The 13,528-nt window shown below is 64.1% G+C and carries 12 protein-coding genes; 6 read left to right on the top strand and 6 right to left on the bottom strand.

The genetic code is table 11. The features are described 5' to 3' along the window. Positions 1-247: 247 nt before the first annotated feature. On the bottom strand, positions 248-913 hold the full coding sequence (locus AC4EEO_RS05200; RefSeq protein ID WP_491340047.1) for a prepilin peptidase: 666 nt from the start codon (positions 911-913) through the stop codon (positions 248-250). Positions 914-1,206: 293 nt separating this feature from the next. Between AC4EEO_RS05200 and rplM the strand changes: the two genes are divergently transcribed. Continuing rightward, the gene (gene rplM, locus AC4EEO_RS05205; protein ID WP_015937805.1) at positions 1,207-1,650 is read left to right on the top strand and encodes a 50S ribosomal protein L13; all 444 of its coding nucleotides are present in this window, start codon (positions 1,207-1,209) and stop codon (positions 1,648-1,650) included. Positions 1,651-1,688: 38 nt separating this feature from the next. After that, complete coding sequence (rpsI, locus tag AC4EEO_RS05210; RefSeq protein WP_018760410.1) at positions 1,689-2,192, top strand: 30S ribosomal protein S9; 504 nt, start codon at positions 1,689-1,691, stop codon at positions 2,190-2,192. 30 nt (positions 2,193-2,222) lie between these two features. Here rpsI and AC4EEO_RS05215 read toward each other — a convergent pair whose 3' ends face one another. After that, positions 2,223-3,956, bottom strand: coding sequence for a glycosyltransferase family 39 protein (locus AC4EEO_RS05215; protein WP_491340048.1), 1,734 nt, complete (start codon positions 3,954-3,956; stop codon positions 2,223-2,225). 209 nt (positions 3,957-4,165) lie between these two features. Further along, positions 4,166-5,401: a bifunctional glycosyltransferase family 2/GtrA family protein gene (locus AC4EEO_RS05220; protein ID WP_491340049.1), complete on the bottom strand. Its 1,236-nt coding sequence runs from the start codon at positions 5,399-5,401 to the stop codon at positions 4,166-4,168. A 182-nt stretch (positions 5,402-5,583) separates the two neighbouring features. Here AC4EEO_RS05220 and glmM point away from each other — a divergent pair, with 182 nt between their 5' ends. Next, positions 5,584-6,945 (top strand): phosphoglucosamine mutase, encoded by a 1,362-nt coding sequence (gene glmM, locus AC4EEO_RS05225; RefSeq protein WP_491340050.1) that lies wholly within the window; start codon positions 5,584-5,586, stop codon positions 6,943-6,945. A gap of 75 nt (positions 6,946-7,020) precedes the next feature. Here the strand turns inward: glmM and mscL are convergent, their stop codons facing one another. From mscL to coaA, 3 genes are all read right to left on the bottom strand, one after another. Continuing rightward, positions 7,021-7,425 (bottom strand): large conductance mechanosensitive channel protein MscL, encoded by a 405-nt coding sequence (gene mscL / locus AC4EEO_RS05230; RefSeq protein ID WP_461840516.1) that lies wholly within the window; start codon positions 7,423-7,425, stop codon positions 7,021-7,023. 92 nt (positions 7,426-7,517) lie between these two features. Continuing rightward, positions 7,518-8,375: a M15 family metallopeptidase gene (locus tag AC4EEO_RS05235; RefSeq protein WP_491340051.1), complete on the bottom strand. Its 858-nt coding sequence runs from the start codon at positions 8,373-8,375 to the stop codon at positions 7,518-7,520. 5 nt (positions 8,376-8,380) lie between these two features. Continuing rightward, on the bottom strand, positions 8,381-9,376 hold the full coding sequence (coaA, locus tag AC4EEO_RS05240) for a type I pantothenate kinase (RefSeq protein ID WP_491340052.1): 996 nt from the start codon (positions 9,374-9,376) through the stop codon (positions 8,381-8,383). Between the two features lie 105 nt (positions 9,377-9,481). Between coaA and glmS the strand changes: the two genes are divergently transcribed. From glmS to AC4EEO_RS05255, 3 genes are all read left to right on the top strand, one after another. Then, entirely contained in the window at positions 9,482-11,374 is a 1,893-nt protein-coding gene (gene glmS / locus AC4EEO_RS05245; protein ID WP_491340053.1) for a glutamine--fructose-6-phosphate transaminase (isomerizing), read from the top strand. Between the two features lie 156 nt (positions 11,375-11,530). Next, the gene (locus AC4EEO_RS05250; RefSeq protein WP_018760400.1) at positions 11,531-11,878 is read left to right on the top strand and encodes a holo-ACP synthase; all 348 of its coding nucleotides are present in this window, start codon (positions 11,531-11,533) and stop codon (positions 11,876-11,878) included. Between the two features lie 15 nt (positions 11,879-11,893). Beyond that, entirely contained in the window at positions 11,894-13,489 is a 1,596-nt protein-coding gene (locus AC4EEO_RS05255) for an NAD(P)H-hydrate dehydratase (RefSeq protein ID WP_491340054.1), read from the top strand. The last annotated feature ends 39 nt before the right edge of the window (positions 13,490-13,528 follow it).

The raw sequence follows: 13,528 nt of genomic DNA on the forward strand, positions 1-13,528 counted from the left end.
GATTTTTATTTCAACGAATTTCCAGCTGCCCCCATAAATCCTTAGCGGCTGGACTTCGCTAAGAAGAGATTGTCATTTACGGGGATTGGCAACAATGCGTAGTGGTACTCGACTTTTAGGCGGCGCGCTGAAAGGACGTACTCGAATACTCGGAAAGGTACCTAGGGCGCGATCGGCCTGTTCCATCGACTACTTGGATGGGCGCGCTTCAACCCGAGCGCAAGGAGTCGCTCGGCTGCAGTTCCTGCTACTGGATGAGCAGGGCAGTGAGGGCCAAGGCGCCAAACATGGCGGGGCCGTGTGGCACTTCCTTGGCCATATTCCGGCGTTTTCCACTCAGGAGCACTGCTGTTGTGATTCCGTTCACGATGAAGCCCAGAAGGCCACCGTAGAGCAGCTGGCTCCAACCTAGGTACCCCAGGTAAAGGCCGACGGGCGCGGCCAGCTTCACATCGCCCATTCCGATGCCGCCAGGCGAAATCAACGCCAAAATAAGGTAGATAGCGAACAAAATCACCGCGCCAACGAGAGCTCTGATGAAATCGTCAGCCTGCTGACTAAATATCAGGGGGGCTGCCAACAGGACAATGCCGGCGACTAAAAGAAAAAATACGAGCTGGTTGGGCAATAAATGCAGCGCGATGTCCACCCTTGAAAGTTGAACACCTATCACCGCCAAGAGGATCAGGGCCGGCAGGCCCGGGATATTGCCAAAGCGCAAGACGAAGGCGACGCACGCGGCGCCGGTGACGGCCGCCGTCGTCATCCGAACCCGCGGCGCCGGCAGGGCGCCCAGCCGCGGCAGCAGCCGCGCAATCAGGATCTCAGCCGCGGGGGAGAGGAAACACCCCAACAGGCCTATGCCAACGACAAGGAGCCAAGCGGCCGATCCTCCGCCCTCTGCTGATGCCACTGCGCCCCCTGCGTTGATGGGGTTGGCGCATGACGAGCCAACCGCCGCTACCCCATTTTGACCCTGAACCACCTGACGCGCTAATCTAGGTAGTCGTTGTGCGTGTCCTATTCCGATGGTGCGTGCCCGCTTGAGAATCCGGTTGCAGGATAACTACTCAACGTGCACATTCGGAACCTCAGGATGACTGGTTACATGGAGCCCTCACCTCTGTTCCGGTAGCGCGCAGACAGTAGGTGCGCGAGCTAGCGACACCTAAACAAGAACGCCAGAACAAGAACGAGGCAAACACCGTGCGTACGTACACCCCGAAGCCCGGCGATATCAACCGCCAGTGGCACGTCATTGACGCCACCGACGTTGTCCTTGGTCGTCTTGCAAGCCAGACCGCAATCCTGCTGCGCGGCAAGCACAAGGCCACTTTCGCGTCCCACATGGACATGGGCGACTTCGTCATCATCATCAACGCTGAAAAGGTTGCCCTCACCGGCGCCAAGCTGGAGCAGAAGCGCGCATACCGCCACTCCGGCTACCCGGGCGGCCTGACCTCCGTCAACTACGCGGAACTGCTGGAAAGCAACCCGGTCCGCGCCGTTGAGAAGGCCATCAAGGGCATGCTCCCCAAGAACTCCCTCGCTGCACAGCAGCTGGGCAAGCTGAAGGTGTACCGCGGTGCTGAGCACCCGCACGCCGCCCAGCAGCCCAAGACTTTCGAAATCACCCAGGTCGCCCAGTAGTCCTGGCCACCAAACAACTTATCTATACAAGGAGAATCGTGGCTCAGAACGAAGAGACCACCGAGGCCGTCGAGGCCGAGGAAAACCTGACCAGCTACACCTCTGAGAGCTCAGCTTCCGAAGCTGCTCCCAAGAAGGAACGCCCGGCCCTGACCGTTGCCGGCGCAGCCGTTGGCCGCCGCAAGGAAGCCGTTGCACGCGTTCGCGTTGTGCCCGGCTCCGGCAAGTGGACCATCAACGGCCGCGAGCTGGCGAACTACTTCCCCAACAAGCTGCACCAGCAGGACGTCAACGAGCCCTTCAAGATCCTTGATCTGGAAGGCGCCTACGACGTCATCGCCCGTATCCACGGTGGCGGCATCTCCGGGCAGGCAGGCGCCCTGCGCCTCGGCATCGCCCGTTCGCTGAACGAGATTGACGTCGAAAACAACCGCCCGACCCTGAAGAAGGCCGGTTACCTGTCCCGCGACGCCCGTGTCATCGAGCGTAAGAAGGCCGGTCTCAAGAAGGCCCGCAAGGCCCAGCAGTACTCCAAGCGCTAAACCCGCTTGCACAGGAGCCCGTCCCGCTGTTCAGCGGGGCGGGCTTTTTGCTGTCTCATCTTTTGTTAGGGCATAAAATTCGACGCCATCGATGTCCTCAACAACAAAGCGCTCACGGACCCAGCTAACGATCCGCGCGGATTCGCCCTTTCCTTCGGCTGTAATGGGCGGCAGCTCATTTATTACCAAAGACCCCACCTTTCCCTCCGCGACCAGCGCCTGAAATTGCTCCAATGTAGGGAACGGATCTGTTCCATCAAAACCTCCAGCGGGCAGTACGGGGCGACCCATTTCAAGCTGGTAGTTTGCAGCTGTTTCTGCGCCGATAGTTGCAATTGCCCAGGTAGCCGAAGATGGAATGGCTTTCACAGCGTCCCTTAGAGCCGGAGAGGGTATATCGCCGAATATGAGCGCCGCCTGCCCCGGTAGCACTTGGTCGCTTAGTTGTTCTCTTCCCGGGTGGTCGCTTCGATATCCCAAAATGCTGGGGCCGGCCATCACTCCTGCTCCGACGTGCGGAGTCATAACAGTGTTCAACGACCACAGGATTGGCGCGGTAACCAGCACGGCAATCAGAACTGAGGTCACGGCCGCTCGAGTGCCGCGTCGGGCAGTCGAAGGCATGAATTGAAGTGCAATGGCGATCGCCCAAATTATCAGCAGAGCCTGAGGTAGACCAGGGAAATCAGATGTGGAGCGAAGAACGGATACGTACGCCATCGTCATTGTGGCAAGTAGCGTGACCATCAAGAGCGTCTTTATCTTCCGGGTTCGCGACTTCAGAAGGCTGGTAAACCCCGTGGTTGCCAGTATGCATAGAGGGGGGACCGCCGCCAAGCAGTAATAGGGGTGCACAATCCCGGACATGTAAGCCAAGACGGTTGCCGCCGTACAGAACCATGCCCCTGATAACAACAGCAGCATACGAGTGCCCGTGTTGCCCTCTTTTTTGGCTATCCATATGGCACCGAGGACAAGTCCGACGAGAGCCAGCGGCAGGAACCAGCCGAACTGGCCAGAAAATTGTGGTTCAAGGAACCGCTGGAAGCCGCCGGTGTAGTTATCTTCCAGCAGGTCGGTTGGAGTCGTACGGACAGCATCCTCACCTGTCAGCCGCTGCAGGCCGTTATAGCCTAATGCCAGTTCTATGGCGCTGTCGGTTCTGGAACCGCCGATGAAGGGACGCTTAGCCGGGTCGGTAAGTCCTACGACGGCGAGCCACGGGCCCGCTGCGGCAGTTGCCCCAGCCGCCAAGTAACCCAGGTGGAGAAAGCGCCGTGGCCAGCTGACCCTCGCATATGCCAGGTACGTGATGACAAAGGCCGGAAGGATTAAGCCAATTTGCAGTTGTTTTGTGAGGAAGCCGGCGCCAACCATCACCCCTGCCACGGCCATGAGCCGCGGTTGCTGCCTATCGATGGCTGAAGTAAAGGCTAGAGATGCCGCCACCATGAGGAGGATCAGCAGGGCGTCCGGGTTGTTGTAGCGGAACATCACCGTGCTTACCGGTGTAACTGCCATGAACATTGCTGCAAGCAGTCCCGTGGATACCCCGGCGTACCTGCGGACCAGGACGTACAGGAGGTATACCGTGAGGACTCCCATGAGTGCCTGCGGCAGGAGGATGCTCCAACTGCTGAGTCCAAACAGACGTACGGAGAGGGCCATGACCCAGATGCTGAGAGGCGGCTTGTCCACGGTGATGGCGTTGGCTGGATCTGAAGAGCCGTAAAAGAAGGCTGTCCAATCCTGTGCTCCTGACATCACAGCAGCTGAGTAATAGGCGTTTGCCCACCCGTTTATATCCAGGCCCCAGCAGTATAAGACAGCTGTCAGCATAAGCAGCGACAGCAGGGCGGGCCGTTCCCACGGGGTGCGGCCTGAGCCCAAGATGGCGAGGATGCGCGCCCTTGCCAGGAGAGCAGGCGGCGGCGAAGGCGCGAGGCGGGCCCGAATCTGCATGACAGAGGGCCTCACCTGACGGGGGTCCCTGCAGTGACCAGGGCCCGGCGTGCAGAGCTGCCGCCATTCTTCGTGCGGAAAACCCAGAGCCGCAGCAGGACAAACCTCATCAATGTGGCTAGGACGTTTGCCGCGGTCAGGACCATAAGCTCCATGTTGGGCGCAGCATCAGCATGCAGCGAGTGGAGCACCGCCAACGACGATGACGTAAGGGTCCACGCCAGGAGAAACACCACGAAGCCTTGGACCTGATGGGTGAACAGCTTCTCCGGCCCGCTGATACCAAACGTGAACCGCCTGTTGGCGGCCGTGTTTCCCACCGCCGTCAGCAGCAGCGCCAGGAAGTTGGCTTCCTGGGACCCGAAAGGCGCCTGCATCACGAGGTAAAGCAGCGCGAAGGCCAAGGTGGAAGCCACCCCGATCAGGCCAAACCGGAGGACCTGACCAAAGAAGCTTGGCCGACTCAGGGGCGCGATGGGCCGGCGTCCCAGCTCCGCGTAAATTGCTTGGACGGGTATGACGCCCCTCACCAGCGATCCAGCGACGCGAACAATGCCCTTCAAGTCATCCATGGCTGTCTGACTAATATCCACACGGCTATCCGGATCATCGACCCAGTCGACTGGAATCTCGTGAATGCGAAGCCCGGACCGCTCGGCAATAATCAAAAGCTCCGTATCAAAAAACCAGCAATTGTCCTGAACATGGGGAAGCAGCCGCTTTGCCACGTCAGCGCGAATGGCTTTGAACCCGCACTGAGCGTCGGAAAACCTCACCTGCATCGTGCGACGCAGCAGGAAATTGTAGGACCTTGAAATGAATTCCCGCTTGGGCCCGCGGCTCACCCGCGAACTCTGGCCTAAACGTGTGCCGATGGAGATATCAGAATGCCCGGACAGCAGGGGAGCTACCAAAGGTGGAAGCGCTGCCAGATCCGTCGAAAGGTCGACGTCCAGGTAGGCCAGGACTTTCGCATCGGAGGCGGACCAGGCGTCTCTTAGCGCATGTCCGCGTCCTTTGACTTCAAGGCGTCGATACTCGACGTTTGGAATGTGCCTGCTAAGTCGGGCGGCAATCACCTGCGTCCGGTCGGTGCTTGCGTTATCGGCGATGGTGATTTTCCACGTCGACGGCATTTCATTTGTCAGGTATTCGGCGAGCCTTGTGATGCTGCGCTCTAGCACAGCTTCTTCGTTGTAGACCGGTACTACAATTTCAAGCGCCAAGCCCCCATAGCTAGGTGTCATGCATGGATCGTAGGTGACGCCAAATGGGCGTGGCGAGGGTATTGAGTAAAGACAGGTAGCCAAGGACGAAAGCAAGTGGTCGCAGTATTGGGCCCCGTCGGCCGACAGGTACTCAATAGGTAGAACCGACCGGAAGACGCCATCTACGCAGGTCCCCGCGCCCCATCCTCTACACTTGACCGGTGTCTAGATTATTTGGAACTGATGGTGTCCGGGGGTTGGCCAACGGCTTGCTGACAGCTGAGCTGGCCCTGCAGCTGGCCCAGGCGGCCGCCGTCGTGCTCGGCCATGATCGCAACTCCAACGGCTCCCGCCCGCGCGCGGTGCTGGCACGTGACCCGCGCGCCAGCGGCGAATTCATCGCCGCCGCTGTGGAAGCCGGACTCTCCAGCTCGGGCATCGACGTCTATGACGCCGGTGTGCTGCCCACCCCGGCGGCGGCCTACCTGGTGGCGGACCTGGATGCCGACTTCGGCGTCATGATTTCCGCGTCCCACAACCCGGCGCCGGACAACGGCATCAAGTTCTTCGCCCGCGGCGGCCAAAAGCTGCCGGACGAAGTCGAAGACGCCATCGAAGCCCAGATGAACAAGGAGGCCGTCCGGCCCACCGGAGCCGACGTGGGCCGCATCCAGCGCTTCTCCGACGCGGAGGACCGCTACATCGTCCATCTCCTGCGTACGTTGCCGCACCGCCTGGACGGCCTCACGGTGGTCCTGGACTGCGCCAACGGCGCCGCCAGCGGCTGCTCACCCCAGCTTTTCAAGGACGCCGGCGCGAGCCTCATCGTCATCGGTGCCGATCCCGACGGACTGAACATCAACGACGGCGTCGGTTCCACCCACCTGGGTCCCCTCAAGGAAGCCGTGATCAAGCACGGCGCGGACCTGGGAATTGCCCACGACGGCGACGCCGACCGCTGCCTGGCCGTTGACCACGAAGGCAACGAAGTGGATGGCGACCAGATCATGGCCATCCTTGCGGTGGCCCTTAAGAAGTCCGGGAAGCTCAAGGACGACGTCCTGGTGGCCACGGTGATGAGCAACCTGGGTCTCAAGCTCGCCCTACGCGACGCGGGAATCACCATCATGGAAACGGCAGTGGGGGACCGCTACGTCCTCGAAGGCATGCGCGACGGCGGCTACAACCTCGGCGGCGAACAGTCCGGCCACGTGATCTTCTCCGACTACGCCACCACCGGTGACGGCCTCCTCACCGGCCTGCAGCTTGCCGCACAGGTGGCCCTCACCGGGAAGCCGCTCAAGGAGTTGGCCACGGTGATGACCAAGCTCCCGCAGGTCCTCATCAACGTCAAGGGTGTGGACCGCAGCAAGGTTGGCAGCAACGACGTGCTGGCCCAAGCGGTGGGGGCGGCGGAAGCGGCGCTCGGCGATACCGGCCGTGTCCTCCTCCGGCCTTCCGGAACCGAACCCGTTGTCCGGGTGATGGTCGAGGCCGCCGACGAGGAAACCGCCCAGTCCATTGCCGAGCACCTGGCACAGGTGGTCCGGGCGGAACTCGCCCTGGAACTCGTCGCCGACTAACAGGCAAGACCTACCAAATGTGGCCCGCCTCCCATCAGGGAGGCGGGCCACAAATGCTCAGGCGGCGTTAGGGCGTTACGGGTTCCGGCTCTGGAGGGAATCGCGGATCTCGGTCAGCAGCGCGATCTGCGGATCTTCGGCGGCTTCTTCCTTCACGCCCTGGTTGATGCCCAGCCGGCGGTTGCGCCGTTCGATCATGTGGTTCATGGGCATGACCACCACAAAGTAGATGGCACCCGCAATCAGCAGGAAGTTGACAATTGCGGTCAGCAGCACGCCGAACTCCACGGCGTTTCCCCTGAAGTCCCACCGGGCAAAGCTGTCAAAGTTCGGGGATCCCACAAGTCCTGCGATGAACGGCATGAGCACCTTGTTCACCAGTGCCGTGACAACCGCGCCGAAGGCAGTACCCATGACAACAGCGACGGCAAGGTCAACGACGTTGCCTTTCATGATGAAATTCTTGAATCCTGTCAGCATGGGAACCACGCTAGCCCAGGGAGGGAGTGCTACGGATAACGCGGCGGTAAATTTTTGTCGCGAGTCCGGAACTGGAACGAGGAGTTCGACGTTCAGGCATAGCTCGGCGCCGCTTCCAGTCCGAAATATTCCTCCAGCGTGCCGATGCCGCGCTTCGCCATGTCCGTGGCCGCCTCAACCCCCACGAACCGAAGGTGCCAGGGCTCGTAGTAGTAGCCCGTGATGGGGTGCAGCATCCACGGATACCGCACGACGAAGCCGAACCGGTAGGCGTTCGCTTTCGCCCAAGTGGCCGCCGGCTGGTCCGCGAAACATGGCTGGAAGCTGCAGGCCCCGCCGCCGTCCCCGATGTCGAAGGCCCATCCCGTCTGGTGCTCCGAGTGGCCGGGCCGCGCACTGGCGGTGTCGGCGTCGGCCTGTCCCCGCGCGGCGACGTACCCGTTGTAGGTGGTCACCTGGGTGCTGTACGAGCGGTAGCCGCTGGCCAGGACCATTGCCACGCTATCCCGCGCCGCAGCCGCGAACATCGCCTCGGCCGCTGCCGCCGTCGTGCTGTTCAGCAGGGCCGCTTCACCCGAGGCGGAAATGGCGACGGCGGGACGCACCAAGTCAGCCGGCGCATAGTCCGCGGGCGCCAGCGGCCGGTGCTTGTTGACGATGACCCACTGGCTTGCGGGGTCGTCCAGCGAGAACTGCCGCGCCAGCGTGGCCGAGGGCGACGGTGTGGGGGACTGCGCTACCGGCGACTGGCCCACCGTGGCGGCTTCCGCCGTCGGGCCCGCTGAAGCGGTGACCGCAGCAGGGGAGGGGGCTGCGGGAGGCGCAGCGGACGACGACGGCGCAGCCGGAGGTGCCGCGGGCGTGCAGGCCGCCAGGACCGTCAGCCCGGCCCCCGCCGCGAGGAAGCGGGCAAAGCTGCGGCGCGTGGCCGATCCGCATTCGTAGCACACGTGTGCTAGACCTTCCGGAGGAGCATGCGGCGGATGGAATGGTCGGCCTCTTTGGTCAGCACCAGTTGCGCCCGGCCCCTGGTGGGCAGGACGTTTTCCTCCAGGTTGGGCTCATTGATCCGCTTCCAGATGTCCCGCGCGGTGCTCTCGGCTTCCTCATCGGAGAGGGTGGCGTAACGGTGGAAGTAGGACTCCGGCTGCGCGAACGCGGTGCTCCGAAGCTTCCGGAACCGGTCCACGTACCACTCCTCGACGTAGGAGGTCTTGGCATCGACGTAGATGGAGAAGTCGAAGAAGTCACTCAGCGCCAGCCCCTGGCGTCCGTCATGCCGGGGCCGGGCCGGGGCAAGCACGTTCAGGCCCTCCACGATCAGCACGTCCGGCCGGCGCACCACCACTTCTTTTTCCGGCACGATGTCGTAGGTGACGTGCGAGTACCAGGGGGCCCGCACTTCCTCGGCCCCGCCCTTGATTTCGCTCACGAAACGCAGCAGCGCCCGGCGGTCGTAGGACTCGGGGAACCCCTTCCGGTCCAGCAGTTGCCGGCGCTTCAGTTCAGCAAGCGGATACAGGAAACCGTCGGTGGTGATCAGTTCAACATTGGGGGTACCGGGCCAGCGGCGCAGCATCTCGCGCAGCACGCGGGCGATGGTGGACTTGCCTACCGCGACGGAACCGGCCACCCCGATCACGAACGGCGTGCGCTGGGTCTGCTCACCCAGGAAGGTGGTGGTGGCTGCATGCAGCTGCCCGGCTGCCTCCACATACAGGTGCAGGAGCCGCGAGAGGGGGAGGTAGACGTCGCGGACTTCGTTCATGTCCAAGGGGTCGCCGAGCCCGCGAAGGCGCAGCACATCCTCTTCGTTAAGGGGCTGTTCCATCTGGGCTGCGAGCCGGGACCAGGTATGCCGGTCCAGCTCCACGAACGGAGAGGCACCCTCCCCGTTCGCTTCATTGCGTTGCGAAGTCACGCTAAAGATTCTGCCCCCCGCCCGGCGCATCGCGAAATGACGCCCCTGCTCAGCGCGGCGAGCTGCGTCACGTGGGCCGTGCGGCGGCGCTTACCGGTTTAGAGCAACCGGCACGCTGCCGATAGTCTTGTGCCTATGTGTGGAATCGTGGGTTACGTAGGCCGTTCGACCGACGGTGCAATTAATGGTCACAGTGCGTTGGACGTTGTCCTTGAGGGGCTCCGCCGCCTGGAGTACCGCGGTTATGACTCCGCCGGTGTGGCAGTGGTGTCCGAGGGCGCCATCGAGTCGCGGAAGAAGTCCGGAAAGCTGAGCAACCTGATCGCTGAGCTTGAGGCGCGCCCGCTGCCCGAGACGGTGACCGGGATCGGGCACACCCGCTGGGCGACGCACGGCGGTCCCACGGACCGCAACGCGCACCCGCACCTGGCGGACGGCGGCAAGCTGGCCGTGATCCACAACGGCATCATCGAGAACTTCGCCGAGCTCAAGCTCGAGCTGCTGGAAAAGGGAGTCACCTTCCTCTCCGAAACGGACACCGAGGTGGCTGCTGCACTGCTGGCCGACATCCTCCGGAACAAGCTGGGCGGCGACCCGGCGAACGGCGGACTGACCCACGCCATGGAGCTGGCCTGCCAGCGCCTCGAAGGCGCCTTCACCTTGCTGGCCGTGCACGCGGACCAGCCCGACGTCGTCGTGGCCGCCCGCCGCAACTCACCGCTGGTGGTGGGCCTGGGCGACGGCGAGAACTTCCTGGGCTCGGACGTGTCCGGGTTCATCGACTACACCCGCCGGGCCGTGGAGCTGGGCCAGGACCAGATCGTCACCATCACCGCGGACTCGGTGGACATCACCGACTTCTACGGCAACCCGGCCCAGGGCAAGGAATACCACGTTGACTGGGACCCGGCCTCGGCGGAAAAAGGCGGTTTCTCCTCCTTCATGGAGAAAGAGATCAACGACCAGCCCGACGCCGTGGCCCAGACCCTGCTGGGACGCTCGGATATCAAGGGCAAGCTGACCCTGGACGAACTCCGGATCGACCCGGAGCTGCTGAAGCAGGTCAACAAGATCATTGTGCTGGCCTGCGGCACCGCCGCCTATGCGGGGATGGTGGCCAAGTACGCCATCGAGAACTGGTGCCGGATTCCCACCGAGGTGGAACTGGCGCACGAGTTCCGCTACCGCGATCCCATCCTGGACGAGAACACCCTGGTGGTGTCCATCAGCCAGTCCGGCGAGACCATGGACACCCTGATGGCGGTCCGTTACGCCCGCGAACAGGGCGCCAAGACCATCTCCATCTGCAACACCAACGGCTCCACCATCCCGCGTGAATCGGACGCCGTCCTGTACACGCACGCCGGGCCGGAAATCGCCGTCGCCTCCACCAAGGCCTTCCTTGCGCAGATCACTGCCGCCTACCTGCTGGGCCTGTACCTCGCACAGCTGCGCGGCAACATCTTCTCCGGCCAAATCAAGGACGTCCTGGCGGACCTGAACAAGATCCCCGCCAAGATCCAGAAGATCCTGGACAACGCCGGGCCGCTGCGCGAACTGGCCCGCAGCATGGCCAGCGAGAAGTCCGTGCTGTTCCTGGGCCGCCACGTGGGTTACCCGGTGGCCCTGGAAGGCGCGCTGAAGCTCAAGGAGATCGCCTACATCCACGCCGAGGGCTTCGCTGCCGGTGAGCTCAAGCACGGCCCCATCGCCCTGATCGACGAAGGCCAGCCGGTGTTCGTAGTGGTTCCGTCCCCGCGCGGGCGCGACTCGCTGCACGCCAAGGTGGTCTCCAATATCCAGGAAGTCCGTGCCCGCGGCGCCCGCACCCTGGTCATCGCCGAGGAAGGGGACGAAGCCGTCAAGGCCTACGCCGAGTACGTCTTCTACGTACCGGAGACCCCCACCTTGCTCATGCCGCTGCTGACCACGGTTCCGCTGCAGATCTTCGCGGCGGAGCTGGCCGCAGCCAAGGGCTACGACGTGGACCAGCCCCGCAACCTGGCCAAGAGCGTCACTGTCGAGTAGCGGTGACTCCCTAACCGCTGGAAGCCCCGGGCCCGCAAGCCAGGGGCTTCCTGCGTTAAGCCACGCAATTGCGCTATCGGCGGACAACGGAAAGAACCCGCGCCAACGGCGCTGCACCCGGGCGTGCGGGGGAGGGTCCCACCGTAGAATGAGCCCATGATCGTTGGCATTGGGGTAGACGTAGTAGATATCGAGCGGTTCGGCCGCCAGCTGGAGCGCACACCCGGGCTGAGGGACCGCTTGTTCGTCCCCGCGGAGCGGGAACTGAACACCCGGTCCCTGGCTGCCCGGTTCGCGGCCAAGGAAGCCGTGGCCAAGGTCCTCGGCGCGCCCGCCGGAATGAACTGGCAGGACTGCTGGATCGGCCTTGACCAGAACGGGCCCACCGTCCAGGTCAAGGGCACCGTCCTGGCGGTAGCCGAGGCCAAGGGCGTCAAGCGCTGGCACCTGTCCATCAGCCACGACGGCGGCATCGCCACCGCGACGGTACTGGCCGAAGGCTGACCCGGCGGCCGCCGCATGATCACCGCCTATACCGGAACCCAGGTCCGCGCAGCCGAAGAACCCCTCCTCGCCGCCGGGCGCGGAGAGGAACTCATGCTCCGCGCCGCGCACGGCCTGGCCACCGGCGTCGTCCATGAGCTTCGTTCACGCGGTGCCCGCCTGTACGGCGCCAACGTGGTGGTGCTGGCGGGAAAGGGCAACAACGGTGGAGACGGGCTCTACGCTGCTGCCTTCCTCGCCGCCCGGGGAATGCGTACGACGGCGGTACTCACCGGGGATGCCGCCCATTCCGGCGGCCTCGACGCATTCGAGCGCGCCGGCGGCCGGGTGAACCGCCTCACCGAAGAGGCACTTCCGGAGCTGGCGGCGGAAGCCGCACGCGCCGACGTCGTCATAGACGCCGTTCTGGGAACCGGCGCCAAGGGCGGCCTGCGGGGACTCGCCGCAGCCTTCGTCCAGGCCCTTGCGGGCGCGCGGACAGCCGGCGGCGCCCACGGCCTGGTGGTGGCCTGCGACCTCCCCAGCGGCGTCGACGCGGACAGCGGAGAGACCGCCGGCGAGGTGCTCATGGCGGACCTGACGGTGACGTTCGGGGGAGCGAAGTCCGGGCTGCTGGCCGATCCCGGAGCCGACTATGCCGGCCGCGTCCAGGTGGTACCGATCGGGATTGAAGAGCACTTTCCGCAGCCGTCCCTGCGCAGGGTTGAAGATGCCGAGATGGCCGCCCTGCTGCCCCACCCCGCCCGACGCGCCCACAAGTACTCCCGGGGTGTGCTGGGAGTGGTGGCCGGCTCTGAGGACTATCCCGGTGCCGCCGTCCTCGCCTGCCGTGGGGCGCTGGCCGCAGGCGCGGGCATGGTCCGGTACCTGGGTCCGCCGTCAGTGGCCCACCTGGTCCGCCAATCCTGCCCCGAGGTCGTGTGCAGCACGGGGAGTGTCGCGGAAAACCGCGTGCAGGCCTGGCTGGTGGGCTCCGGCATGGGCCCAAAGGACCATGGCCAACTGGCCCGCGCCGGCGATGCCGTCACGTCCGGCCTGCCGGTCGTGGCTGACGCCGGCGCCTTGCCTGCCCTCCCGGACACGCTGGCGCCGCATGTGGTGCTGACCCCGCATGCCGGGGAGCTTGCCTCACTGTTCCAGCGGCTCGGTGGCGGCGAAGACCGGGAGGCCGTGGAAGCGGGTACCCTCGACGCTGTCCGCCGCGCTGCCGACCGTACCGGTGCCACCGTCCTGCTCAAGGGCGCCACCACGCTGGTGGCTTCGCCATCCGGCCAGACCTTCAGCCAGGCGGACGGCACCCCTTGGCTGGCCACCGCCGGGAGCGGGGACGTCCTGGCCGGTGTCATCGGCGCGCTGCTCGCCCAGGCGGGGTCCGCCGTCGAACCTTCCCGCCAGCTGGGCCTGGACGACGACGACCGCTGGGCAGCCCTGGCCGCACTCGGAGCCGCGCTGCATGGGCGCGCCGGGACGGCCGCGTCGGAGTCCGTGGCGGGCGGACCCGTCACGGCGGCCCGCATCGCGGAGGGTATACCTGAAATTTGGGGTAAAGTCAGCATGCTTAGTAAATATGGAGCCTGGAAACGTAATAGTCACAGCCAACCACTACGGTAGGCATTAGTTCGCACCAGCAGCAGGGGCGTTCCGATGCCC

It is taken from the genome of Pseudarthrobacter sp. MOO13, assembly GCF_058267655.1.